General features: G+C 64.3%; 18 protein-coding genes and 1 pseudogene. 6 read left to right on the forward strand and 13 right to left on the reverse strand.

The features are described from left to right. The first annotated feature begins 157 nt into the window (after positions 1–157). Together P5W99_RS28660 and P5W99_RS28665 are read left to right on the forward strand one after the other, a co-directional pair. Positions 158–1,822, forward strand: coding sequence for an alkaline phosphatase family protein (locus tag P5W99_RS28660; protein ID WP_434664589.1), 1,665 nt, complete (start codon positions 158–160; stop codon positions 1,820–1,822). A gap of 117 nt (positions 1,823–1,939) precedes the next feature. Continuing rightward, the gene (locus P5W99_RS28665) at positions 1,940–4,342 is read left to right on the forward strand and encodes a DNA polymerase II (protein ID WP_434664591.1); all 2,403 of its coding nucleotides are present in this window, start codon (positions 1,940–1,942) and stop codon (positions 4,340–4,342) included. A 40-nt stretch (positions 4,343–4,382) separates the two neighbouring features. On the opposite strand, the gene P5W99_RS28670 is transcribed toward P5W99_RS28665, so the two are convergent. The 10 genes from P5W99_RS28670 to P5W99_RS28715 form a co-directional block, all read right to left on the reverse strand. Next, positions 4,383–4,814 (reverse strand): MarR family winged helix-turn-helix transcriptional regulator, encoded by a 432-nt coding sequence (locus tag P5W99_RS28670; RefSeq protein ID WP_421027236.1) that lies wholly within the window; start codon positions 4,812–4,814, stop codon positions 4,383–4,385. Positions 4,815–4,833: 19 nt separating this feature from the next. Next, the gene (locus tag P5W99_RS28675) at positions 4,834–6,729 is read right to left on the reverse strand and encodes an FAD-binding monooxygenase (protein WP_434664593.1); all 1,896 of its coding nucleotides are present in this window, start codon (positions 6,727–6,729) and stop codon (positions 4,834–4,836) included. Between the two features lie 111 nt (positions 6,730–6,840). Beyond that, positions 6,841–7,872, reverse strand: a complete 1,032-nt coding sequence (locus P5W99_RS28680; RefSeq protein WP_434664595.1) for an MBL fold metallo-hydrolase — start codon at positions 7,870–7,872, stop codon at positions 6,841–6,843. 69 nt (positions 7,873–7,941) lie between these two features. Continuing rightward, positions 7,942–9,033 carry a porin gene (locus tag P5W99_RS28685; protein WP_434664597.1) on the reverse strand — a complete coding sequence of 364 codons (1,092 nt, stop codon included), beginning with the start codon at positions 9,031–9,033 and terminating at the stop codon, positions 7,942–7,944. A 79-nt stretch (positions 9,034–9,112) separates the two neighbouring features. Further along, positions 9,113–10,141, reverse strand: a complete 1,029-nt coding sequence (gene dmpG, locus P5W99_RS28690) for a 4-hydroxy-2-oxovalerate aldolase (protein ID WP_421027240.1) — start codon at positions 10,139–10,141, stop codon at positions 9,113–9,115. A 4-nt stretch (positions 10,142–10,145) separates the two neighbouring features. After that, positions 10,146–11,096, reverse strand: a complete 951-nt coding sequence (locus P5W99_RS28695; RefSeq protein ID WP_434664599.1) for an acetaldehyde dehydrogenase (acetylating) — start codon at positions 11,094–11,096, stop codon at positions 10,146–10,148. A gap of 15 nt (positions 11,097–11,111) precedes the next feature. Continuing rightward, positions 11,112–11,900 carry a 2-keto-4-pentenoate hydratase gene (gene mhpD / locus P5W99_RS28700; protein ID WP_421027242.1) on the reverse strand — a complete coding sequence of 263 codons (789 nt, stop codon included), beginning with the start codon at positions 11,898–11,900 and terminating at the stop codon, positions 11,112–11,114. After that, the gene (locus P5W99_RS28705) at positions 11,890–13,464 is read right to left on the reverse strand and encodes a bifunctional 3-(3-hydroxy-phenyl)propionate/3-hydroxycinnamic acid hydroxylase (RefSeq protein ID WP_421027243.1); all 1,575 of its coding nucleotides are present in this window, start codon (positions 13,462–13,464) and stop codon (positions 11,890–11,892) included. The genes mhpD and P5W99_RS28705 overlap by 11 nt, the downstream gene beginning before the upstream one ends. Before the next feature lie 31 nt (positions 13,465–13,495). Then, the gene (gene bphD / locus P5W99_RS28710; RefSeq protein ID WP_421027244.1) at positions 13,496–14,350 is read right to left on the reverse strand and encodes a 2-hydroxy-6-oxo-6-phenylhexa-2,4-dienoate hydrolase; all 855 of its coding nucleotides are present in this window, start codon (positions 14,348–14,350) and stop codon (positions 13,496–13,498) included. 85 nt (positions 14,351–14,435) lie between these two features. Next, positions 14,436–15,359, reverse strand: coding sequence for a VOC family protein (locus P5W99_RS28715; RefSeq protein WP_434664601.1), 924 nt, complete (start codon positions 15,357–15,359; stop codon positions 14,436–14,438). A 315-nt stretch (positions 15,360–15,674) separates the two neighbouring features. Here P5W99_RS28715 and P5W99_RS28720 point away from each other — a divergent pair, with 315 nt between their 5' ends. Continuing rightward, on the forward strand, positions 15,675–16,679 hold the full coding sequence (locus tag P5W99_RS28720; RefSeq protein WP_421027246.1) for a LysR family transcriptional regulator: 1,005 nt from the start codon (positions 15,675–15,677) through the stop codon (positions 16,677–16,679). A gap of 243 nt (positions 16,680–16,922) precedes the next feature. Further along, positions 16,923–18,332 carry a sensor domain-containing diguanylate cyclase gene (locus P5W99_RS28725; RefSeq protein ID WP_421027247.1) on the forward strand — a complete coding sequence of 470 codons (1,410 nt, stop codon included), beginning with the start codon at positions 16,923–16,925 and terminating at the stop codon, positions 18,330–18,332. Between the two features lie 46 nt (positions 18,333–18,378). Here P5W99_RS28725 and P5W99_RS28730 read toward each other — a convergent pair whose 3' ends face one another. Together P5W99_RS28730 and P5W99_RS28735 are read right to left on the reverse strand one after the other, a co-directional pair. Next, positions 18,379–19,143, reverse strand: coding sequence for a peptidoglycan DD-metalloendopeptidase family protein (locus tag P5W99_RS28730; RefSeq protein ID WP_421027248.1), 765 nt, complete (start codon positions 19,141–19,143; stop codon positions 18,379–18,381). Positions 19,144–19,307: 164 nt separating this feature from the next. Next, on the reverse strand, positions 19,308–19,799 hold the full coding sequence (locus P5W99_RS28735; protein WP_421027249.1) for a flavodoxin family protein: 492 nt from the start codon (positions 19,797–19,799) through the stop codon (positions 19,308–19,310). 107 nt (positions 19,800–19,906) lie between these two features. Here P5W99_RS28735 and P5W99_RS28740 point away from each other — a divergent pair, with 107 nt between their 5' ends. Further along, positions 19,907–20,419: a DUF1697 domain-containing protein gene (locus P5W99_RS28740; RefSeq protein WP_421027250.1), complete on the forward strand. Its 513-nt coding sequence runs from the start codon at positions 19,907–19,909 to the stop codon at positions 20,417–20,419. A 72-nt stretch (positions 20,420–20,491) separates the two neighbouring features. Next, a complete protein-coding gene (locus P5W99_RS28745; RefSeq protein ID WP_421027251.1) occupies positions 20,492–21,157 on the forward strand; it encodes a DUF2278 family protein in 666 nt (221 codons plus the stop codon). A gap of 179 nt (positions 21,158–21,336) precedes the next feature. On the opposite strand, the pseudogene P5W99_RS28750 reads toward P5W99_RS28745, so the two are convergent. Next, positions 21,337–22,488, reverse strand: a pseudogene (locus tag P5W99_RS28750) (cysteine desulfurase family protein); the annotation flags it as partial. Positions 22,489–22,951: the final 463 nt, after the last annotated feature.

Raw genomic sequence — 22,951 nt, forward strand, 5'->3', positions numbered from 1 at the left:
GCAGTTGCGCCTTCTCTCGCACCACCCTCTTGCCGCGCGCCGCATGTAACAGAATGTAATTGAAAGTTGTCGTTCATCGCCTCGACGCATAGGCCCGGCACATTGCCACTTCTGTTTCGCGTGATTCCCCCCACAAACACGAACAAAGAGGTGAGCGATGAAAACGGCAAGGAGATGGTCGGCAGGTCTGGTGGCGCTCAGCGCGATGGCGCTCGCCGTGGGTAGCGCACTCGCATCACCGTCGACGCAGGCGAGCGGGGCGAGCGGCATCAAGCACGTCCTGCTCATTAGCTTCGACGGTTTGCACGAGCAGGACGTCGCGCGCTGCGTCGGCGGCAACACCTGCCCGAATCTCGCGCTGCTCGCCAAGTCGGGCGTCACCTATACGAACGCTTATACGCCTGGGCTGTCCGATTCGTTTCCGGGTCTCGCCGCGCTCGTGACCGGCGGCTCGCCCAAAACCGCCGGCCTCTTCTATGACGTTTCGTACGACCGCACGCTTTACGCGCCCAACGACACGGGCTGCGTGGGCAAGCAAGGCTGGAACGTCGTGTTCGACGAAACCACCGGCATAGACGCGCAAAACGGCGGCGCGCTCGTGCACCTCGACGGCGGCGGCGACTTCAATCCGCAAGCCATTCCGCGCGCGCGCAAGGGTGCCAAATGCGTGCCCGTGTATCCGCACGACTACGTGAAGACCAACACGGTCTTCGAAGTCGTGAAGGAAAACCTGCCTGGCTCGCACACCGCGTGGGCCGATAAGCACGCATGGGGCTACGACTGGCTCAATGGCCCCTCGGGCCGCGGCGTGGACGACCTCGCGCGCACCGAGATCAACTCGATCGACCCGGCCACGCAGACCGACTACACCGATACCTACACGCACACCGAGAAGTTCGACGACTACCACGTGCAAGCGCTGATCAACCAGATCGGCGGCAAGGACTCCACGGGCACGCGCAACGAGCCCGTGCCCACGCTGTTCGGCACCAACTTCCAGACGCTGAGCGTAGCGCAAAAAGCCACCGTGGCCAACGGCGGCGGCTATCTCGACGCCAGCTTCACGCCGGGGCCAAACGTGTCGGGCGCGATCACGTATCTCGACAATTCGCTCGGCCGCATCGTTGCCGCGCTCAAGCAGCAGAACCTCTATGCGTCGACGCTCATCATCGTCACGGCCAAACACGGCCAGTCGCCCTCCGATCACACGAAGCTCGTGAAGAACGGCGACACGCTCACGCAACTGCTCGAGGCGACCAACTATCTCGATCCTAACGGCAATTTTGGCCAGAACAACACCGGGAGCGGCAACCCGAACGACGGCACGGGTCTCGTCGGCACGGGCTTCGTGCAGACCGACGACGTGGGCCTCATCTGGCTGCGCGATCAATCGCAGCGCGACGCCGTGGTCGCCACGCTCAAGCAGAACCTCTCGTGCAACGCGCCCGGCATCTGCGCGGACGGTCCGCAAGCGTACATTCTCAGCGGCAACGCGCTGGCCGCGCGCTTCGGTGATCCGGCTGCCGGCCGCACGCCCGATATCGTCGTGCAGCCGAATCCGGGCGTGATCTACACGTCGAGCAAGAAGAAGGACGAGGAGCACGGCGGCAATGCGCCGGATGATAGCCATCTCGGCCTCGTCGTCTCGTATGCGGGCCTGCATGGCGGCGGCCGCGAGATCCCGGCGCGCGTGCAGACCACGCAGGTCGCACCGACGATCCTGCGCGCGCTCGATCTCGATCCGCACCTGCTGCACGCCGTTGCCGCCGAAGGCACGCACTCGCTGCCAGGGCTCGGCCTCGGTCGCGGTTCGGACGAGTAACGCCTATTACCCGCCGCATCGGGGCCGGCGTTTCGCACGAAGCGCCGGCCCTCCCCTGGGCCGCCGCCCGGCGGCGTTACAATTCCCGCAGACAACACAGGCCTGCGGGTACGCACAGTGACCGAGCTTCAACCCGGCTTCGAGCCGGGCTTCATTCTGACGCGACATTGGCGCGACACACCCCACCATACCGAAGTCGACTTCTGGCTCGCGACGCCCGCTGGCCCACGGCAACTGCGCCTGCGCCCGCAAACGTCCGTCGCTTTCGTGCCTGCCGCGCAGCGCGAGGCGGCGCTCGGCGCGCTTGATAGCAACCAGATCGGCAACCAACGCGGCAACAAGGGCGCCGAGCTGCGCCCGCTCGATCTCAAGGACTTCCGGCAGCGGCCCGTGCTCGGCCTCTATGCGCCGCAATACCGCCAGTTGACCGGCACCGCGAAGCGCCTGACGAAAGCGGGCGTCGACGTCTACGAAGCCGATATCCAGCCGCCCGAGCGCTACATGATGGAGCGCTTCATCACCGCGCCCGTGCTGTTTCGCGGCACGCCCGATGCCTCGGGCCTGCTGCACGATGGCGAACTGAAGCCGGCCACCGGCTATCGCCCGGCGCTCAGGCTCGTTTCGCTCGATATCGAAACGAGCGCGCAGGGCGAGCTTTACTCGATCGCGCTCGAAGGATGCGGCCAGCGTCAGGTCTTCATGCTCTCCCCCGCAAACGGCGACGCGAGCGGACTCGATTTCGACTTCGAGTACTGCGAGAGCCGCGCGCAGATGCTCGTGCGCCTGAACGAGTGGATGGCGCAGCACGATCCCGACGCGATCATCGGCTGGAATCTCGTGCAGTTCGATCTGCGCGTGCTGCACGCGCATTCGCAGCAGTACGGCGTGCCGCTGCGCCTCGGACGCGGCGGCGCCGTGATGGAATGGCGCGAGCACAGCGTCAACCAGAACCACTACTTCGCGGGCGCGGCGGGCCGGCTCATCATCGATGGCATCGAGGCGCTACGCTCGGCCACCTGGAGCTTTACGTCGTTCAGCCTCGAGTTCGTCGCGCAAACGCTGCTGGGCGAAGGCAAGTCCGTCGACAACCCGTATCAGCGCATGGACGAAATCCAGCGCCGCTTCGACGAAGACAAGCCCGCGCTCGCGCGCTATAACCTCAAGGATTGCGAACTTGTCACGCGCATCTTCGAGAAAACCGAGCTGATCGCGTTCCTGCTCGAGCGCGCCTCGGTCACCGGATTGCCCGCCGACCGCAGCGGCGGCTCGGTCGCGGCGTTCACGCATCTGTATCTGCCGCGCATGCACCGGCTCGGTTACGTTGCGCCGAATCTCGGCGACGTAGTGGGCGAAAACAGTCCCGGCGGCTTCGTGATGGATTCGCGGCCGGGGCTCTACGACTCGGTGCTGGTGCTCGACTACAAGAGCCTCTATCCCTCGATCATCCGCACGTTTCTGATCGATCCCGTGGGGCTGATCGAAGGCCTGCGCAACCCCCGCGACGACCAGTCCGTGCCGGGCTTCCTCGGCGCGCATTTCTCGCGCACGATGCATTGCTTGCCCGAGATCGTGCGCCAGGTCTGGGAAGGTCGAGAGAACGCCAAGCGCAACAAGAATGCGCCCCTTTCGCAGGCGCTGAAGATCATCATGAATGCGTTTTATGGCGTGCTTGGCTCCACGGGCTGCCGGTTTTTCGACCCGCGCCTTGCATCATCGATCACCATGCGCGGCCACGAGATCATGCGCGAGACGCGCGAATTGATCGAGTCACAAGGCTATGACGTCATCTACGGCGACACCGACTCCACCTTCGTGTGGCTCAAGCGCGCGCATACGGAAGCAGACGCGACGCGCACCGGCCGCGCGCTGGTCGAGCACGTCAACCGGTGGTGGCAGGCTGAGTTGCGCGAACGCTTCGGTGTCCAGAGCGCTCTGGAACTGCAATTCGAGCGGCATTATTCGCGCTTTCTCATGCCCACCGTGCGCGGTGCGGAAGAAGGCAGCAAGAAGCGCTACGCGGGCCTCGCGCGCGCGAAGGACGGCAGCGAGGAAATGGTGTTCAAGGGACTGGAGACCGTTCGCACCGACTGGACGCCGCTCGCCCAGCAATTTCAGCGCGAGCTGTACCGGCGCGTCTTCAAGCGCGAGCCCTATGCCGATTACGTGCGCGATTATGTGCGGCGCACGTTGAGCGGAGAATTCGACGAGCAACTCGTATTCCGAAAGCGGCTGCGCCGGCCGCTTGGCGACTATCAGCGCAATGTGCCGCCGCATGTGCGCGCGGCGCGCGTCGCCGACGAATTCAACCGTGCCAAAGGCCGCCCGCTGCAATATCAGAACGGCGGCTGGATCAGCTACGTCATGACGACCGCAGGCCCCGAGCCGCTAGAGACGCTCAGCTCGCCACTCGATTACGAGTTCTATTTGAGCAGACAGTTGCAGCCCGTGGCCGACGCCATTTTGCCGTTTCTGCGCGAGGAATTCGAAACGCTGGTGTCGGGGCAAGCGAGTTTGTTCTAAGAACGGCTCACACCGTGAGCGCCCTCCCCAACGGGCATTCTCATGGCAACAATGCGGCAAGCAGGCGCCTCAACTCCAGACCTTCCTTCTGGCTCAATCGGGCCGTGAGGATGCGCTCCACTTGCTCCACACGCGGCCGCAAGATCGTATGCTGCTTCTTGCCGGCCGCAGTGAGGAATAGCACGTAACTGCGCTTGTCGGCAGGATCGTCGGAACGCTCGACCAGGCCATTGCGCACCATGCGGGCAACCAGATCCGCAATGGTTGAACGGTCCACGTCGAGCGCATTGCCGAGCTGCCGCTGATTGAGCCCGGGCATTTCCCGCAAGATTTCGAGCGCCGCGTACTGCACGCTCGTAATTTCGGCGGACACTTCGCTAAGCCACACTGCCGCGTGGCGTTGCTGCGCACGGCGCACGAGGCTGCCCGTGAATTGCGAAAGCGAATCGGGATGGTCGGGTAGCGTCGGCAATTTCCAGTGTCGTCCTGAATCAGGGCATAAGGAGTATCGGCCCAAAGAAGGCATTCAATTCCGCGTAAGCATTCAGCGGAAGCACGTGGGCGACATATTGATCCGGCCGAACCACGACTATCGCGCCGCGCTCGCGGTCGATGCCACGCGCCTCGAAGATATCAGCGGCGGCGTCGCACGTAAATGCCTTTTCGTAATCGACGAGGCCGTAACGCCCTTTGCGCGGCCGCAGGAGCGCGGGAAGGTCCTCGAAGCGGACCTCGCGATGCGGCTGCTGCAACACCGCGCGCACATCGAAAATCGCGTCGATGTCAGCATGCTCCGGCGTGGCACGCCGCAACACGGAGTCGGGCGCGCAGGCAAGGTAATCGCATAACGCCCGCAGCGCATCGCCGCCAGCGTCCGCGAAGGCATAGAGACGCCAGCGACCATCGGCGCGCGCGGCATGGCCCAGATGCATGGGTTTCGCATCCGCCACGCGCACGACCGGCGCCGAATGAAATCGCATGCCGATTGGAAAGCCCGTGGCAAACGCCTGATGCGTCGCTTCGCCGGTCAACGTGCCCGGTCGATAGCGTGTAGCGACACCCGCCGTGTAGCGGCCCGCGCGAACGAAGTACGCCTGAAGTTCCGCGGGGTCGACGCCGCCTGCCTCCGGGCGGGCGGGATCCTTCGGAGGGGCGGCCATCATGGCCGACCACTGCTTGTCGAAATCGATCAGCTCCTGCGCAACGGGTTGGCGCTCATCGGAGTACGTGCGCAGCAGCATGGCATCGCTTCGCCCTTGCAGCACCGCGCCCAGCTTCCAGCCGAGATTGAACCCGTCCTGCATCGAGACGTTCATGCCCTGGCCAGCCTTCGCGCTATGCGTGTGGCAGGCATCTCCCGCGATGAAGATCCGGGGCTCGCGAACCGTGCCGTCGGGCGTGATTGCGTCGTCGAAGCGGTCGGTCAGACGCTGGCCCACTTCATATACCGAGAACCACACCACTTCCTTCACGTCCAGCGAATACGGGTGCAGGATGCCCTGCGCCGTCTCGATGATGCGCTCGACGGTGGTCTGCTTGATGTCGTCGCGGTTTGCCGGCGTGACTTCGCCAAGATCGACATAGAAGCGGACCAGATAGCCGCCTTCCCGGGGAATGATGAGCAGATTCCCTTTGTTCGCCGACTGAATCGCCGCTTTAAGCCGGATGTCCGGAAAGTCGGTGACGGCCAGCGCGTCCATCACGCCCCACGCGTGATTGGCGGCGTCGCCGCGTAGTTGCTGTCCGATGGCTGTCCGCACGCGGCTGCGCGCACCATCGCAACCCACGACGTAACGTGCGCGTATCGTGACCGTTTCCTGAGGTCCGCTTGCACCGGTGCGTTGCAGTGTGACGAGTACGGGGTAGTCGTGGCTGTCGTCGCGTTGCACGTCGACCACTTCGAGGCCGTAATCGGGTTCGAAACGCTGCGCGGTCCGGCGCATGACATCGAGCAGATACTCCTGAATGCGCGCCTGATTCACGATGACGTGCGGAAATTCAGAAAGCCCTGTTTTGGTATCCTGCACACGTCCGGTACGCTTGATCGCGCTTCGATCCTGCGCGTCGTGCCGCCAGAATACCGTTTCGTTGACCCACCAGGCTTCGCGCAACAGGCGATCGCTGAGCCCGAACGCTTCGAACATCTCTACGGTCCGGCACGCGACACCGTCTGCTTGCCCCATCAGCAGCGGGCCGCCGCGACGCTCGACGATGCGCGTCCGGATTGTCGGGAATTGCGACAACTGTGCCGCGAGCACGAGCCCCGCGGGCCCACTTCCCGCAATGAGCACGTCAACCGTATCGGGCAGCGCGGAATGCGGCGCACCATCGGCCGGTGAATCGGTCATCGGGTCGCCGGTACGGAATCCGTTGAGATAAAACTGCATGACGCCTCCTCAATTCTCTGCTTGGTTCGTGTACCAACCAATATACTCCGTATGCCAACCATTCGAAAGCATTTTGTGGCGACACCGATGTTTACCCCGATGGCTCGCGGGTCACACGACCATGAGATCGTATCCGACCAGAATCTCGCCCTTGAAGTGCTTCGCGGCTTCGCTGCGCCAGGTGGCGTCGGGCGTCACGGGCATCACGGGCGTCAGATGCGAGAGAACCAGGGTCTTGACGCCCGCCTTCTGCGCGATACGTCCGACTTCCTCGACCGGGGAATGATCCGCCATCATGTGCTTCATGATCTGGTCATAGTTCGTCTTCGGGTTATTGCGGGCAAGAACATGCACCATCTTCTTTGTGGCCTCGATGTTCATGGCCTCGTGCACGAGGATGTCGGCCCCCTTCGCCATTTCCCCCACGGCGTCGAGCGGAACCGTGTCGCCCGAAAACGCGATCGAGCGATCGGGAAAGTCGAAGCGGTAGCCAAACGCGGGGTTGACGGGCGGATGCTCCACGCGCACGGCCGTCACGCGGACATTCTCATCGGACATGACGAGGCCCGAATCCGAAACCTCCTTGACGGGCACTGTCGTCAACGGCGCCGTCTGCAAATCTTCCGACCAGAACTGCAGCGTGGCTTGCTGCGAGCGCAGATAATCCCTCGTCATTTGTGCGAGCGGCGGCGGCCCGTACATTTGCACGTCGGGACTCATGCCGTAGATCCAGCCCAGAAGAATGAACGGACCGTATTCGATGTTGTGGTCCGGATGATGGTGTGTCAGGAACCCCGCCTTCACCTGGTTGAACTGCAGGCCCGTGCGCGCGAACTCATTGGAAACGCCCAGCCCGAAATCGAGGACATAGGCCGATCCATTGTGCACCATGACGTGACTGGTCTGATGCCGCGGCATGCCGACCATCGGTCCCGCGCCGGTGCCGAGCATGACCAGCTTCGTCCCTTTGGCGTCACGAAGCGCTGCCTTTGCGAGGTCGGCGCGCTGGTCAAGCGGCAGTGCCGCCTCGTCCTGAACGACGGGTCGAGCTCTTGCCGTGGGCAACATCGCAACGCCGGCTGCTGCAGCAAGGCTGCCAAGCAGCGCACGGCGGGTGGAGTCAGGTGTCTTTGCCAATTCCATCGTTAACAGCTCCTTCATTTGCAATCGGGATCGTGCATTCTTTCCGGTCATCATTCGCGGATTCGTGGTTCAGAATACGGTTCGCAGCCCAACGCGGGCAATCGCCTGGGAGGCGCTGCTCGACGAGCCCAAAGGGCTGAGGATTCCATTGATGGCGGCGTGCGCGCCGGAATTCGCGCGCTGCCAGGCCCCTTCCGCATAGACCATCGTGCGCGTGGAAAGCGAGTAGCCGAGTATCGCGTTCAACTGGTTGGCGTGATTGCCGTACAGGACTTCGTTGCCCTTCATGTACATGTAACTCAAGCCGAGTGAAAGCGCGGGCGTCAATTGCCAGTTGCTCGCAAGCTGCCCGGCATACGCATACGCGCCCGTCAATTCATTGCGAACGGTAACAAAGCTTGCGGAGGTCAACGTGGAACCCAGGGCGTAGTGAGCGCCGACACCCCAGTTTCGAATCGGAACCTGCGGGGCGCCTTTGAGGGAGCCGGGATACTTCTGTTCGGTATAAGCGGCGCCGAGCCCGAATGGACCGTGATCGTAGTTCACGCCGAAACTCATGCCCGAGTTCGAGCCGAACGATCCGGCCACGCCACCGAAGGAATACAGTGCGCCGGCGGAAAACCCGCCGATCTGGGGAGCCTGGTACTTGACCGCGTTGTTGATCGGTATTCCGTTGGTCCGCGCCCAGCCGAACCAGCCAGTCGGGTTTTGGGGAATGCCGAGATTCTGGAACGGCCCCGCCGCAAAGCTATAAAGGCCGCCGGAGATCAAAGCCGGCGTGTTTTTGCCCTCTGTCAACGAGGTAAACATGAACTCGTAGACGTTCCCCAACGTCAATTTTCCCAGCCGTGGATCGTCGATTCCCACATACGCATTGCGTCCGAAAATGCCCGGCTGCACGGCCGCTCCCGAGCCGAGCAGAAACTGATTTTCGAGCTTGAAGATGGTTTTCGTTCCGCCTCCCAAATCTTCCGCGCCCTGAATGCCGAGCAAATTTGGGGAAAAGATTCCGTCGTCGAACTTCGTGACGGAATGACCGCCCTGATTGGATATGTACGATACCCCGCCGTCGATCATGCCGTACATCGTGACATGGCTTTGTGCAACTGCGCTCGCGACTGGCAGGACTGCCAATAATGCCATTACATAGATACGTTTCATCGAAGTCTCCAAACCTTATTTTTATATACTGCAAATCCATCGCGATGTTTTCGTATCGTTCACATCGCGACCGCCTGCACTATTGCCCTGGACCGACGTCCAGCTGCCTGGCAAGATCGAGCGCCACGTCCACGATCATGTCCTCCTGACCACCCACCATGCGGCGACGGCCCAGTTCAATGAGAATGTCCGCCGTCTTCAGGCCGTACTTCTGCGCCGCCACTTCCGAATGGCGCAGGAAACTCGAATACACACCCGCGTAGCCGAGTGCGAGCGTCTCGCGATCCACGCGCACCGGACGGTCCTGCAACGGGCGCACGATGTCGTCGGCGGCATCCATCAGCGTGCAGAGACCGGTGCCGTGGTTCCAGCCCATGCGCTCCGCCGCCGCGATGAACACCTCCAGCGGCGCGTTGCCGGCGCCCGCGCCCATGCCTGCCAGCGAGGCATCGATGCGGTCGCAACCTTCTTCCACCGCCACGATCGAATTCGCCACGCCAAGCGACAGGTTGTGGTGCGCATGCATGCCCGTCTGCGTTTCGGGCTTGAGCACGGCTTTCACCGCGCGAAAGCGCTCGCGCACGTCGTTCATCGTCAGCGCGCCGCCCGAGTCGACCACGTAGATGCAGGTCGCGCCGTAGCTTTCCATCTTCTTTGCTTCGGCGGCGAGGTTTTCCGGCGTGGTCATGTGGCTCATCATCAGGAAGCCCACGGTGTCCATGCCCAGCTCGCGCGCGTACTCGATGTGCTGCTTCGAGATGTCGGCTTCCGTGCAGTGCGTGGCGATGCGCACCACGCGCGCGCCCGCGTTGTACGCAGCCTTCAGGTCATGAATCGTGCCGATGCCGGGCAGCAGCAGCGTCGCGATCTTCGCGTGCTCGACCACGTCGGCGACGGCCTCGATCCATTCGAGGTCGCTGTGCGCGCCGAAGCCATAATTGAAGCTCGAGCCCTGCAGGCCGTCGCCGTGAGCGACTTCGATGCTGTCCACCTTCGCGCGGTCCAATGCGCGGGCGATGTCCTGCACGTTCTGGATCGAGTACTGGTGGCGAACGGCGTGGCTGCCGTCGCGCAGCGTCACGTCGGAGATATAGAGTTTCTTGCTCATGGGCTCAGGCTCCCTGCACGTTCAAAAGCGCCTGCGCCATGCGCTCGGCAGTGGCGAGCGCGGCGGAAGTCATGATGTCGAGGTTGCCCGCGTAGGCAGGCAGATAGTGCGCGGCGCCTTCCGCTTCGAGGAACACCGAGGTCTTCAGGCCACTGAAGCGCCCAAGGCCCGGGACGTTCAGCGGTGCGCTCGCGGGAATTTCATCGAACTGGACCTTCTGCTTGAGGCAATAGCCCGGCACATACGCGTGCACCTTCGCGACCGTTTCCTCGATCGAGCGCTCGATCTTTTCGCGGTCGGCGAGATCCGAAAGCGTATAGACCGTATCGCGCATCATCATCGGCGGCTCGGCCGGGTTCAGCACGATGATCGCCTTGCCCTTCGCTGCGCCCCCCACCGCTTCGATGGCTTTCGAAGTAGTCTCAGTGAACTCGTCGATGTTGGCGCGCGTGCCGGGCCCCGCCGATTTGCTGCTGATCGACGCGACAATCTCCGCGTAATGCACCTTCGCCACGCGCGACACCGCGGCAACGATGGGGATCGTGGCCTGGCCGCCGCAGGTGACCATATTGACGTTGAGCGCGTCGAGATGCGCGTCGAGGTTCACGACCGGCACGCAGTAAGGGCCGATCGCGGCGGGCGTGAGGTCGATCATGCGGATGCCCGGCTTGCGCGCGCGCAGCAGCGCGTCGTTCTTCACATGCGCACCAGCCGAGGTCGCATCGAACACGAAGTCTATGTCCTTGAAGACGTCCAGCCGCGTCAGCCCTTCGACGCCTTCATGCGTGGTCGCCACGCCGAGGCGAGCGGCACGTGCGAGGCCGTCCGAGTTCGGATCGATGCCCACCATCGCGGCCATCTCCAGATTCCGGCTGTTGCGCAGGATCTTGATCATCAGATCCGTGCCGATGTTACCCGAGCCGATGATCGCGGCCTTGAGTTGTTCCGAAGCCATGTAAAGTCCCCTGAATCAGGCGATAAAAGTCGCGCGAACGCTGCCGAGCCCTTCGATCTGTGCGGTATAGGTGCCTGGCTCCTTGACGGCGACCATCGGCCCGAGTGCGCCCGTGAGCACGACGTCGCCGGCGCGCAGCGGCGTGCCGAGTTGCACCATCCGGTCCGCCAGCCACACGGCCGCATTCAGCGGGTTGCCGAGGCACGCCGCGCCGTTGCCGCGCGAGAGCACCTCCCCGTCGCGCGCGAGTTCCATCGCGCATGCGGCGAGGTCGATCTGCGAAAGCGGCACCGGGCGGCTGCCCACCACGAAGCGCGCGCTGGACGCGTTGTCCGCGACCGTGTCGACGAAGCGGATGTCCCAGTTCTCGATGCGGCTGTCCACCACTTCGATCGCTGCGAGTGCATACGCACTGGCGCGCAGGACATCGACGAAAGTGTGTTTCTCGTGCGTGAGATCGTGCTCGAGCACGAGCGCGATCTCCGCTTCCACTTTCGGCTGGATCAGTTGCGAAAGGGGAATCGGTTCGCCGTCGCCATGCGCCATCGAAGCGAACAGCGCGCCGAAGTCGGGCTGATCGACGCCCAGTTGCTTCTGCACTGCGAGCGAGGTGAGGCCGATCTTGCGACCCACGATGCGCTCAGCGTTCGCCACGCGCCGGTCGACGTTGGCCTGCTGGATGGCGTAGGCGGTCGCCATATCGGTCGCGGCGATCTCGCCGCGCACGGGCGCGATCACCGCGCGCGTGCGTTCGGCATCGCGCAACCGCGCGGCCAGGGTAGTGACCACCGTGTTATCGGGCATCGGCGTGCACCTCCTCCGTTCGAGCGGTGCTTGCCGGCACCGAAAGCCCGCTCACGTCGGCTGCAGCCACGAAGCGGTCGGGCCGCAAGGCGACGGCGCGCGCGCCGTATTTGCGCAGCCACGGGCGCAATACGCCATCCAGATCGATCAGTTCGCCGGGCCCCTGAGTGCGCTGGTCCTGCTGACGCAAGGCGATGTAGCGCGCACCTAGCTTGTCCCACGCCGCTTTCTCCGCGGACGTCAGCAAGGTCGCGGGATCGACGTCGTCGCCGAGCAGCACGAAGCCGTCGCCCAGCAGGTCGTCGAGACGCGCCATCACCCCGCGCGTGTCGCCGACGACGGGTTGCGGCACCATGCGGCCGACGATGCTATCCGCGGCAAGCGGCCCGCGCAGCCATCCGCCAGTGAGCACCGGCGGCGCGATCAGCGGCGGCTCCGGCGCATCGGCCGGCGGCGGCGCGCTGAGCGCGGCCTGCTCCTCTTCCGAGAGCTCCTGCTTGATGACGCGGCCGAGCTGCACGGCAAGCTGCGTGTAGAACTCCGCGTTGGGACGGCGCTCCGTTTCATAGGAATCGAGAAAGTGCTCGGGCAAGGTTCCGTTGATCACGCCCGCGAGCTTCCAGCCCAGATCGAACGCATCGCGCATGCCGGTCTGCATGCCGGCGCCGGCCCAAGGCGGCATCAGATGCGCGGCATCGCCGGCGAGGAACACGCGCCCGACACGCCACTTGTCCGCCATCCGGGTGTGGTGGCGGTAGAACGCGTGCTGATGAATTTCGACGTCGTCTGCGCGTACGCCCAGCGCCTCGAGCAGCGGCCACACCTGCTCGTTCGTCGAGAAGTCCGCTTCGGTCTCGCCCGGCTTGAGCGGCAGCTCCCAGCGGTGATTGCCGCCCGAAAGCGCGATGTCCACGACCGGCCGCTCCTTGTCGGACCAGAAGGTCAGCAGATTGCGGTCCGGCCACCAGCGCTTCACCCGGCAGTCGATGACGATCCACAGCACTTCCAGCGTATCGCCGAGCAGCTTCACGCCGAGCGCGCCGCGAGTCGCGCTGCTCCCGCCGTCACAGCCGATCGCATAGCGCACGCGCACGCTGGTCTTCGCGTCCGTCGCGACGTCTTTCGCCGTCAACGTGACGCCCGTTTCGTCCTGATCCAGCGACACCACGTCCAAGCCATAGCGCACGTCGATCTGCGCATGCCGGGTTGCGCATTCGCGCAAAGTCGCTTCCATCGTCGGCTGGTAGATGTTGAAAAAGCGCGTCCGGGTGCCCAGCGTCGAAGGCGGATGCTCGATGCGCATGATCTCCGTGCCGTCGTAGCGTATCCAGCGCAGCGCGCGCTGCGGATCGATGCACTTCAGAACGGCTTCGTCGACTCCGAGGCTCTGGAAGATGCGCATCGTCCAGTCGTTGACGGTCACGGCGCGGGCGCGCGGATAGATGTCGCGGTGACGTTCGAAAACGACCGTGGAAATGCCGTATTTCGCAAGGGTCAGGGCGGCAATGATGCCGCTCGGACCATAGCCGACGATCGCAACGTCGGCGTCAAAACGTTCTTTCATGGGATGCGTCCACTCGATGATGTGCGGTGTTTCAGTGCTTCAGAAAATCGATGACGAGGCGGTTGAACTCGTCGGCATGCTCCCATTGGGCCCAATGACCGCACTTCGGCAGGATGTGGAGCCGCGCATCCTGCAGGGTGTTGATCATGCGCAGGCCATGATCGAGGGGCACGAAACGGTCGTCGCGCCCCCACGTCACCAGGGTTCTGTGCGCGATCTCCGGAAAGCGGGCGCTCAAGTCCCACTTCGTGACAGGGCAGAGATTCGAACTTTCGACAAAGTTCTTCAGGTGATTGAGGTTCGACTCGATGTTGCTCCACCGGCCCTGACGCAACTCCTCGGTGATCGCCTTGGGGTCGTAGACGAATACCTCGAGCATCGCCTCGAAGTTCTCGTAGGTAGGCTGCATGTACAGCTTGAACATGCGCTTGATACCCTCGCCGGGCTGCGGCTGAATGATGCTTGGGCCTTGCGCGCCCGGCCCCATGAGCACGAGACGATCCATGCGTTCGGGGTACTCCAGCGCGAAACTCAAGGCCGAGGCGCCGCCCATCGAGTTGCCGACCAGATGGGCCTTGTCGATGCCGAGTGCGTCCAGCACGCCCTTGGTCGCGCGCGCGTTCAGCAAATTGCGCGGCACGTCGCTGACAATCTCGCCCGACTTGTTGAAGCCAGGGCTGTCGATCAAGAGCACGCGAAAACCCGCGCTCACGAGTGCATCGACGTTGCGGTAGTAGTTGCTCCAGCCGCTTGCGCCGGGACCGCCGCCGTGCAGCATCACGACGGTCTGGCCGCTGCCGGCATCGTTGAAGTGGATAGAGAAATTCTCGAGTGCAGGCTCGTTGATGGTGACGAACTTGCTGGTACTGGCTTCGGTCAAGGACATTTTTCTGGTTCCAATGGCTTGCGGCGTTTCGATGGCTTTCGCGCGATGCACGCGTGGTGGACGGGTAAGGCGGTAAGGCGAACGCTCAATGGGCGTTCGGGGCCGGTGCGCCCGGCGGCGGATTGAGCCTGTGGCCCCAGTCGCTGAGTTCGGAATAGCGTCTGGTTTCCCACGTGTCGTCGTTCACGACGATGCCGCCCGCGCCGAATTCGATCGCGAAACCCGACGGCGAGATCAGGTAGAACGAGAACATCCCGTCGTTGGGGTGGTGACCGAGCTCCATCAGAATCGGCACGCCCGCGGCCTTGCAGCGGTCGTAGGCGAGGCCGACGTCGTTGGGGTCGCTGCACTCGATCATCATGTGGTGAATGCGCTTTCGGGCCGGAAACGGCACCTCGGCGACGGCCAGCGAATGGTGACGGCCCGTGCGCGCATGGAAGAAGGTCACGTCGATCGTCATGCCCGGCGCCGCATCGCCCTGAATGGTGTCGCTGAGCTTCAGGCCGAGAATGTCCTCGCAGAACGCCTTCGTGCGCGCGCTTTGCTTCGGCACGGTCACGAAGTGGCCCGCGCCGAGGCGCCCGGTGCTGAACCCTCCGCGCAGCACTGGCGAGCGGAACGTGTCACGGGTGTTGGCCCGATAAGCGGTGCTGTAGAACTCGTGGCGGATACCGTCGTGGTCCACGCAGACGAAGAGCCGGGCGACGCGGCGCTGGTCGGCGACCGCCTTGTCCTCCTCGGCGACTTCGACTCCGCGCGCGCGCGCCTGGGCGACGAACGCATCGAGCTGTGCATCCGTTTCGAACTCCCAGCCGGCGGCGAGGAAGTCGTCGATCTCGTTTTTGAGCAGCAAGATGCGCTGTTCGTAGTCGTCCATCCGCAGGCCCAGCGACTCGCCAGCCACGCGTTTCCCGGGCTGCAGGCCCAGCACGTTGACGGCGAACCCTTCCCAGGCCGCGAGGTCGCTGACCCCGAGAACCATGTATCCGAGCGTCGAGACGCTATGCATGACCTCTCCTTGTTCGTACTGCTATTTAAATGCCGTGAATTTCCGGATGAAGTGACCGGCGGGCGATGGCCTGGAGCGCCGCGACTCCGGCGTCAGGTCAAGCGCGTTTGATGTGGAACAAAGTATAGAGACGGGGGTAGCGCGGGAGGAAACCGCCGTTTTCCATAGGAGGTATTGGCGAAGCCGCGTAGGTAAAAACGCCAGGAAAGATGGCGGGCATTTCCCGATTGTGCGCGGGCGAGCGCCAGTAGACGATTTTCGGTCCCGGAGGCGAAAATTTCCGCCACCGAACAGCATCCGACGACGAATCCAGTCATGAGTCAATCGAACCAGCTACGCAACGTCAATCTCAATCTGCTGCCGATCCTCTACACGTTGCTGAAGCATCGAAACGTGACGATTGCCGCAAAGGAATTGCATCTGACGCAATCGACGGTCAGCGGCAGCCTGAAACGCCTGCGCGAAGTGTTCGACAACGAACTGCTGGTGTTCAACGGGCGAGAGCTGCTTTTGACGGAGAAGGCGAAGGCGCTGCTGCCGCTACTGGAACGATTCCAGCTCGCGGGCGAATCGCTGCTCGGCACGCTCGAATTCGATCCCGGCGAAATTACCCACCGCTTCCGGATCGCCTCGGCCGACTGGCTGAGCTTCCTGCTGGTGCCGCCCCTGCACCAGCGGCTGAGCAACCACGCTCCGAAATCCGGCGTGCAGTTCGTCCATGGCGACCGGAATTCGGGCGAGGGTATGCGGCAGGGCATGATCGACATGGTGATAGCCCCGGAGCAGGTATCCGACTGGTCGGGTCTCAATCTGTTCAATGACGACTCCGATTACCAGTACGAGCATCTGTTCATCGACCGGATGGTTTGCATTGAATCGACAAGGCATGCGCCATCGCCGGCCAGGCTCGACGTGGACGCTTACCTGCGCCACACGCATATCAGCTTCAATCTGGGGTTTCGAATTAACGCGAGCATCGAACGCGATACGCTTGCGGCAGCGGGCCTCACGCAGCATGACCAGTTTCTGGTGCCCGAATTCACGACGCTGCCGCACATGGTGGCCGCGACCGACTGCATCGCGACGTTGCCGCTGTCGCTCGCGCGACATTTCGAGTCGGTGCTGCCGATCCAGATCTTTGAGCCGCCGGTAGCGTTCCCGCCGCTGAAGGTCATCATGGCCTGGACCAAAGCGAGTGATCGCGACGCGACGCATTGCTGGTTCCGCCAGCAGGTTCGCGAGAGCATCAGGGAGCGCACCGCCGGATTGAGCGCAAATGAAGGGGAATCCGCAAACGATGCATCGACATCCGCTCGGTAGCGCATGAATCTCGTGGCCGCCTACGCCAGCGCGATCTTCTGCGCGCTCGCCATCCAGGCGGTGTCCCGGTACCGGCTGCGCATGCCGGCCACGCTGCCCGCCGAGTGATCCCTGAGCAGCGGGGCCGCCCGCTAATTCGCGCCCCATCGGCAGGCGAATCGGCGCAAAATAGCTGCGCAACCGGCGGCGCGCACGGCGCCTCCCCGGAGTTGCGAACACACACGCTCGACGCCACGGGGCTCCATGTACGGCTTGTTGATAGGACCCGCTACGCGCAGGCAGGCAATCTTCGCCAGCCTCTGCGCGCTCGCGATCATGCTCACACTCGCGCTGACGGCGCCGCGCGCCCGCGACGCCCTGCCCGCCATCGGCCCATTCATGCCGATGTGCGCGCTGACCGTGTTCACCACGTCGGGCATTGCGGCGTTCATGCTCGGCGCGCGCTTCGCAGTCACGCGTTTGCCGATGCTCGGCGCGCTCGGGGGCGCCTATGCTTTCACCGCCATTACCGTTGCATTGCAGTTGCTGATGTTTCCTGGCGTTTTCACGCGCACGGGATTGCTGGGTGCGGGCCCGTATAGCGCGGCGTGGATGTGGGTCTTCTGGCACGCGGGCTTCCCCGCGCTCGTGATCGTGGCCGAACTGGTGCGCAGCCGCGCGCCGGACGACCCGTCCCAGCGCGCGTGCCTGGGCCTGGATGCCCGCTCCTGGCTCCTGATCGCCGGCCCCGCGATGCTCGCCGCGGCGCTCGGGGTGTTCGTGGTTCGCGTCGATCTGGCCGAGCCGTGGCATGCGTCCACGGCAGCGTCGGCCGCCACGCGGATTGCGCCAGCAGAGCTGGCCGCCGGTTCCATGGGGCTCGTCATCTGCGCGCTCAACCTTGTGGCCATCGCCGTCGTCCTGTTGAAGGGTCGGCTGCGGCTCGTGCTCGACTGGTGGATCGTGGTGGCGCTGCTCGCCTCGCTCGTCGACGCCGCGCTCAATACGCTGAGCATCGAGCGCTTCACGCTGGGCTGGTACGTGGCCCGCATCTTCAGCATGTTCGCGCCGGGCGTGCTGGTGTGCGTGCTGGTCTGGGAAGTCACTGCGCTCTACCGGCAGTTATCGGAAGAGCATGCCTCGCTGATCCAGACATCGGCGCATGACGCGCTCACGCACGTGTACAACCGCAGCTATTTCGACGAGCAGTTCCGCCGTTTGTTCGAGCGTGCGGCGCGCGGTGCGCAACCGCTTTCGCTCGTGATGGTCGACGTCGATCACTTCAAGCTCTACAACGATGCCCACGGCCACCTGCACGGCGATGCGTGCCTCAGCGCCGTGGCCGGGGCGCTCGCGCTCACGCTGCGCCCCGGCGACTTCGTCGCGCGCTACGGCGGCGAAGAGTTCGCGCTGGTGCTGCCCGGCGCCAACGCTGACGAAGCCTGCACCGTCGCAGAACGCGCACGCGCGGCAGTCGCGCAGCTCGCCATGCCCTCGCCTGCGCCGGCGGGCCGGGTCACCGTGAGCGCCGGCTGCGCCACGAGCAGCCCGGGCGGCGCGCCCAACCCGGCTGCAAGCGCGGTGCCCCATGCGCTGATCGCCGCCGCCGACGCAGCGCTCTATGCCGCCAAGCGCGCCGGCCGCAACCGCGTCGCGAGCGCCGCACAGGGCTAGTGCAGGCGACGGCGGCGCGCGATACAAAGAGCTCGGGCCGCAAGGCTCACTCCGCGACCGGCCCCGAGTCCGCCGGCAGATGCGCCAATGGATCCACCGCGTGGCTGCCTTCGCGCATCTCGAACTGAAGCAGCGCCGCGCCGTCGCCTTGCACGCCCATTTCGGCAATGGCTGCGCCCTGCTGCACCGCATCGCCTTCCCGAACGAGCAGACGGCGATTATTGCCATAGGCCGTCACGAAGCCATTGTCGTGCTTGAGGATGACCATGAGGCCGTAGGTCTTGATGCCGTCGCCCGCATAGACGACGCGTCCCGCGGCGGCGGCCTTGATCGGGCTGCCCGCGCTACCGGCAATCTCGATGCCGCGCGAGCCGCCTTCGCCGAACTCGCGCACGACCATGCCGTTGACCGGCCAGACGAATTGCGGCGATGCAGCCGCGGGCGTAGCGCCTGACGTTTCCGCAGCCTGGTCGGCGCCCGCAGGCGCGGGATTCGCCTGCGCCGGCCCGGCATCCTGCGGCGCCACCCGCAGCACCTGGCCCACGCGCAGCGGGGCGCCGGCCGCCAGATCATTCCAGCTCGCGATGTCTTGTGGCGTGCGTCCGAATCCCAGCGCGATCCTGGCGAGCGTATCGCCCGGCTGCACGCAGTAGTACCCCGAGCTCACCTGCCGGCAATGCATCGCGAAAACCGGGGACTTCCGCTCCATATCGAGCGCGCACCCCGACAGCATGCCGCCGGCGCCAATCAGGACACTCAGCAGGACGCCCCAAACAACGCCGTGCCGCCGCACTTTCAAACTCGATCTCATTAATTCGTCATCCTGTATTTAATCGGTGAGATGAGCATTATGAAAGGCGGGCGCGGCACCTCATCTCAGTTTTGCAGGCGTAACGATGCCGTGTTCGAAGCCGGGCAATGCGCGGAATAATGGATGAAAAAGCGGAATAAAAAGCGCACGAGAAAACGCGCGCTTCAAAAGACACCGAGCGCGAGTCCGGCGGCCAGCCCCGCGCCCAGTTCCGCACAGCGTTCGAGATCGTCGGCACCGATGGTCTTGGGCGCGAGAATGCGTTCAGGCGTCTGCGCATGGGTGCAAACGATCACGCCCGGCGCCACCGTCTTTAGCCGCCAGCCCGTGGCGATGCGATCGATCTGGCGCAGCGCGTTCTGGCCGTCGCTGCCCGCGCAGATCATGACCGCGTAGGGGCGGCCGTTCACGCGGTCGAGCGCCGCGTAGTAACTGCGGTCGAAGAAGTCCTTCATCAGCCCGGACATGGCCGCGAGATTCTCTGGCGTCGCGAACAGATAGCCGTCCGCGGCGAGCACGTCTTCGGGTTGCGTGGCATCCGCGCGCTGCAGCTTCACCGCGACGCCCGCTTGCTCGCGCGCGGCCGCCGCCGCTGCTTCGGCCATTTGTTGCGTGCCTCCGGTCATCGTGTGATAGACGATCAGCAACGTCTTCATGCGTATTCACTCTTCGTTTCGCCGACGCGCCGGAATGGCGCGCCCCATCGTTTCGATGATACCGCCACGCACGCCGCGCTTCGCGCGAACCGCTGTATCATGCGCGCATGCCTACCTTTATCGCCCTGCTGCGCGCCGTGAACGTCGGCGGCACCGGCAAGCTCCCAATGACCGAGCTGCGCGCGATGTGCGAGGCGCTCGGCTTTGCAGGCGTGCGCACCTATATCGCGAGCGGCAACGTCGTTTTCCAGAGCCGGCTAGCGGCCGCGAGCGTGAAGAAACAACTCGAACGCAGCCTCGAAGATTACGCGGGCAAGCCGGTTGGCGTGCTGCTGCGCACCGCTGACGAAATGGCCGCTGTGCTCGCGGCAAACCCCTTCCCGAGCGCACCTCCCGAGCGCACGCTCGCAATCTTTCTTGACACCGCCGCAAGCGCCGACGCGCTGGAGAAGGCGAGCGGCCAGGGCTCGGAACTCATGGCCCTCGGCACGCGCGAGATCTACGTGTACTACCAGGACGGCATCGCGCGCTCGAAGCTCAAGATTCCCGCCGCGAAAAACGGCACCGCGCGCAACATGAACACGGTGGCCACACTCGCGCAGTGGGCCGCTCAGAGTTGAGGCAACGCGCGCCGTCCCCCTGTCACGCAGCGGCGCGATGATGGGCGGCCCCACTTCGAGGAGATGCAAGCAATGGCACTTCCCTACGGCTACGCGAAAGGCAAGATCGTGACCACGCCGAAACTCAAACCCACGCAGCGGCCTCATGAAGTGCAGTACCACCTGCATTTCGGGCTCTCGGTCGCGGGCGCGCAATGGGACATCGCGGTGAACGTCGGCACCACCGACGCCGACGATCTGCTCAAGTACAAGCTGCCGTTCGACTTCAGCCACCCCGTGCTCGCGACGCTCCAGAGCGCCGCATCCGGCTCGCACGATCTCACCGGGCAGGACGCGCTGCCCGCGCTCGATTTCCAGCGCAGCGACTTTCTCGCCAACACCGGCAACTGGCGCGACAGCGACGTCATGGACGGCTCGAACGCAGTCGAGCCCGTCGGCACGCTGGAGCGCCTGCTGGTGCGCGCGATGCAGTCGGGCTTCGACGTCTACGTGTTCGGCCGCTTCTATAGCGAAGGCAACGGCGTGCACGACGTGCACATGAACCAGGGGTCGAAGGGCGAATTCATTCATCGCCCCGGCGACGACAGCAACGACCACAACGACATCTGGCAGGACGGCGCGTTGCTTGTCGATCTGGGCGCGCCGCAGTGGGCGCTCTATGTGGCGGCGTTCGATCAGCAATGGCTGCCGACCGACGACCTGGGCAATCCGACGCCGGATTCGAAGCCGCTTTCGTAAGCGCGCTCACGCGCTCGATTCAGGCGATTGAAGGTCAGCCAATCGATGCAAGGGTCTGCTTGAACGCCTGCACGAGGCGTTGCGAGGTGCAAGCGGGACGCGCCGGGAAAAAGAATCGGCCTACGCCCCCTTGCCAGTCACCGGTCATCGATCACGGTTCACGCGGCGCGCGCACAGGGCGCCGCGTTCGTCGCGGATTGTGCCACCACGGCGCGAATGCACGCGATCGCATGATCGACGTCTTCCTGCGTCGTATAGCGGCCGATGCTGAAGCGCAGCGTGCGGCTGGCCGCCTCGGCGTCGAGCCCCAGCGCGCTCAGCACGTGCGAAGGCGCGCCCGAGGCGGAGTTGCACGCCGAAGTGGACGACACGGCAAGATCGGCGGACAACATGAACGGGAAAAAGCCAGGCAGGTCGATGGTGAGGCTCAGCGTATGCGCGATCCGGCGCGCCGCGCGCGCGTTTTGCGTCACGCCTTCGAGGCCACGCACGCCGTCGAGCAGGCGTGCGGCCAGGCCCGCGATGCGCTGCGTGTCGGCCTCCATCTGTGCAGCGGCCAGCGCGCAGGCCGTGCCCATGCCCACGATCTGGTGCGTGGCCAGCGTGCCTGAGCGCAGCCCGCGCTCGTGGCCGCCGCCGTGCATCTGCGGCGCGATGCGCGCGGCCACCTCGCGGCGCACATAGAGCGCCCCAATGCCCTTGGGCCCATAGACCTTGTGCGCCGACATCGACAGCAAGTCGATGCCCATCGCCTTCACGTCGATGGGCGTCTTGCCGAGCGCCTGCGCCGCATCCACGTGCAGCAGCGCGCCCGCTTCGTGCACGATCGGCGCGATCGCGGCGATGTCCGTGAGCGTGCCGATCTCGTTGTTCACGAGCATGAGCGAAACGAGACCAGTGTCGCTGCGCAGCGCCGCCTTCACGGCCTCCACGCCGATGGTGCCGTCGGCATCGGGGCGCACATAGGTGAGCGCCATGCCGCGCTGCTCGAGATTCGCCATGGTGTCGAGAATCGCCTTGTGCTCGAGGCAGCTCGTGATCAGATGGCGCGCGCCCGTGGCCGCATCGGCATAGCCCTTCAGCGCGAGATTGTTCGATTCGGTGGCGCCCGAGGTCCAGACGATTTCGTCGGGTGCCGCGCCGATCAGCGCCGCCACCTGTGCGCGCGCCGCTTCCACGAGACCGCGCGCCTTCGTGCCCGCCGCGTGCGAACTGGAGGCCGGATTGCCGAATGCACCCTCGATGCCAAGGCATTCGCCCATCGCGGCGATCACGCGCGGGTCGGCCGGCGTCGTGGCCGCGTAATCGAAATAGTGCAGTTTGTCGCCCATGATCCGTTGTTCTGTCGCTGATTGAATGGACGATCATGCTACGCGGCAGACTGTAGAAAGTGTTTTCATAATTCCGGCCGCCGCCGGCCAGCCGCAGAATTATTTTCTCTGTTCGACTGTTAATAGGCGCCGCTCTTAAAGGAAATAATCCGGTGGCGCCAACCCCACGGCGCCAGGCGCGATGCATGCCCCTTCCATACGGCTTTTTCGAGCCTCTTCCGGCGCCGTGCAGACCTATGCGAATTTAGGGCAAGAAGCCCGCCGGGCGCGGCTTTGCCGGCGGCCGCTCAAGCCTGCGGGCCGCGCGGCACGGCGCTTGCTGCCGGCTTTCGATTTTCTTTTCAAATTCTCGTACCATTCGCGCGTAATTCCCGCCAGATGCGTGTTTTCCCGCATGACTCCGGCTTACGATTTATTTTTCATTTCTTTCTAGTTTTGTTGGCTTACCGTCATGCCAGCCGAA

It is taken from the genome of Paraburkholderia sp. A3BS-1L (assembly GCF_051125215.1).
Taxonomy (GTDB): domain Bacteria; phylum Pseudomonadota; class Gammaproteobacteria; order Burkholderiales; family Burkholderiaceae; genus Paraburkholderia.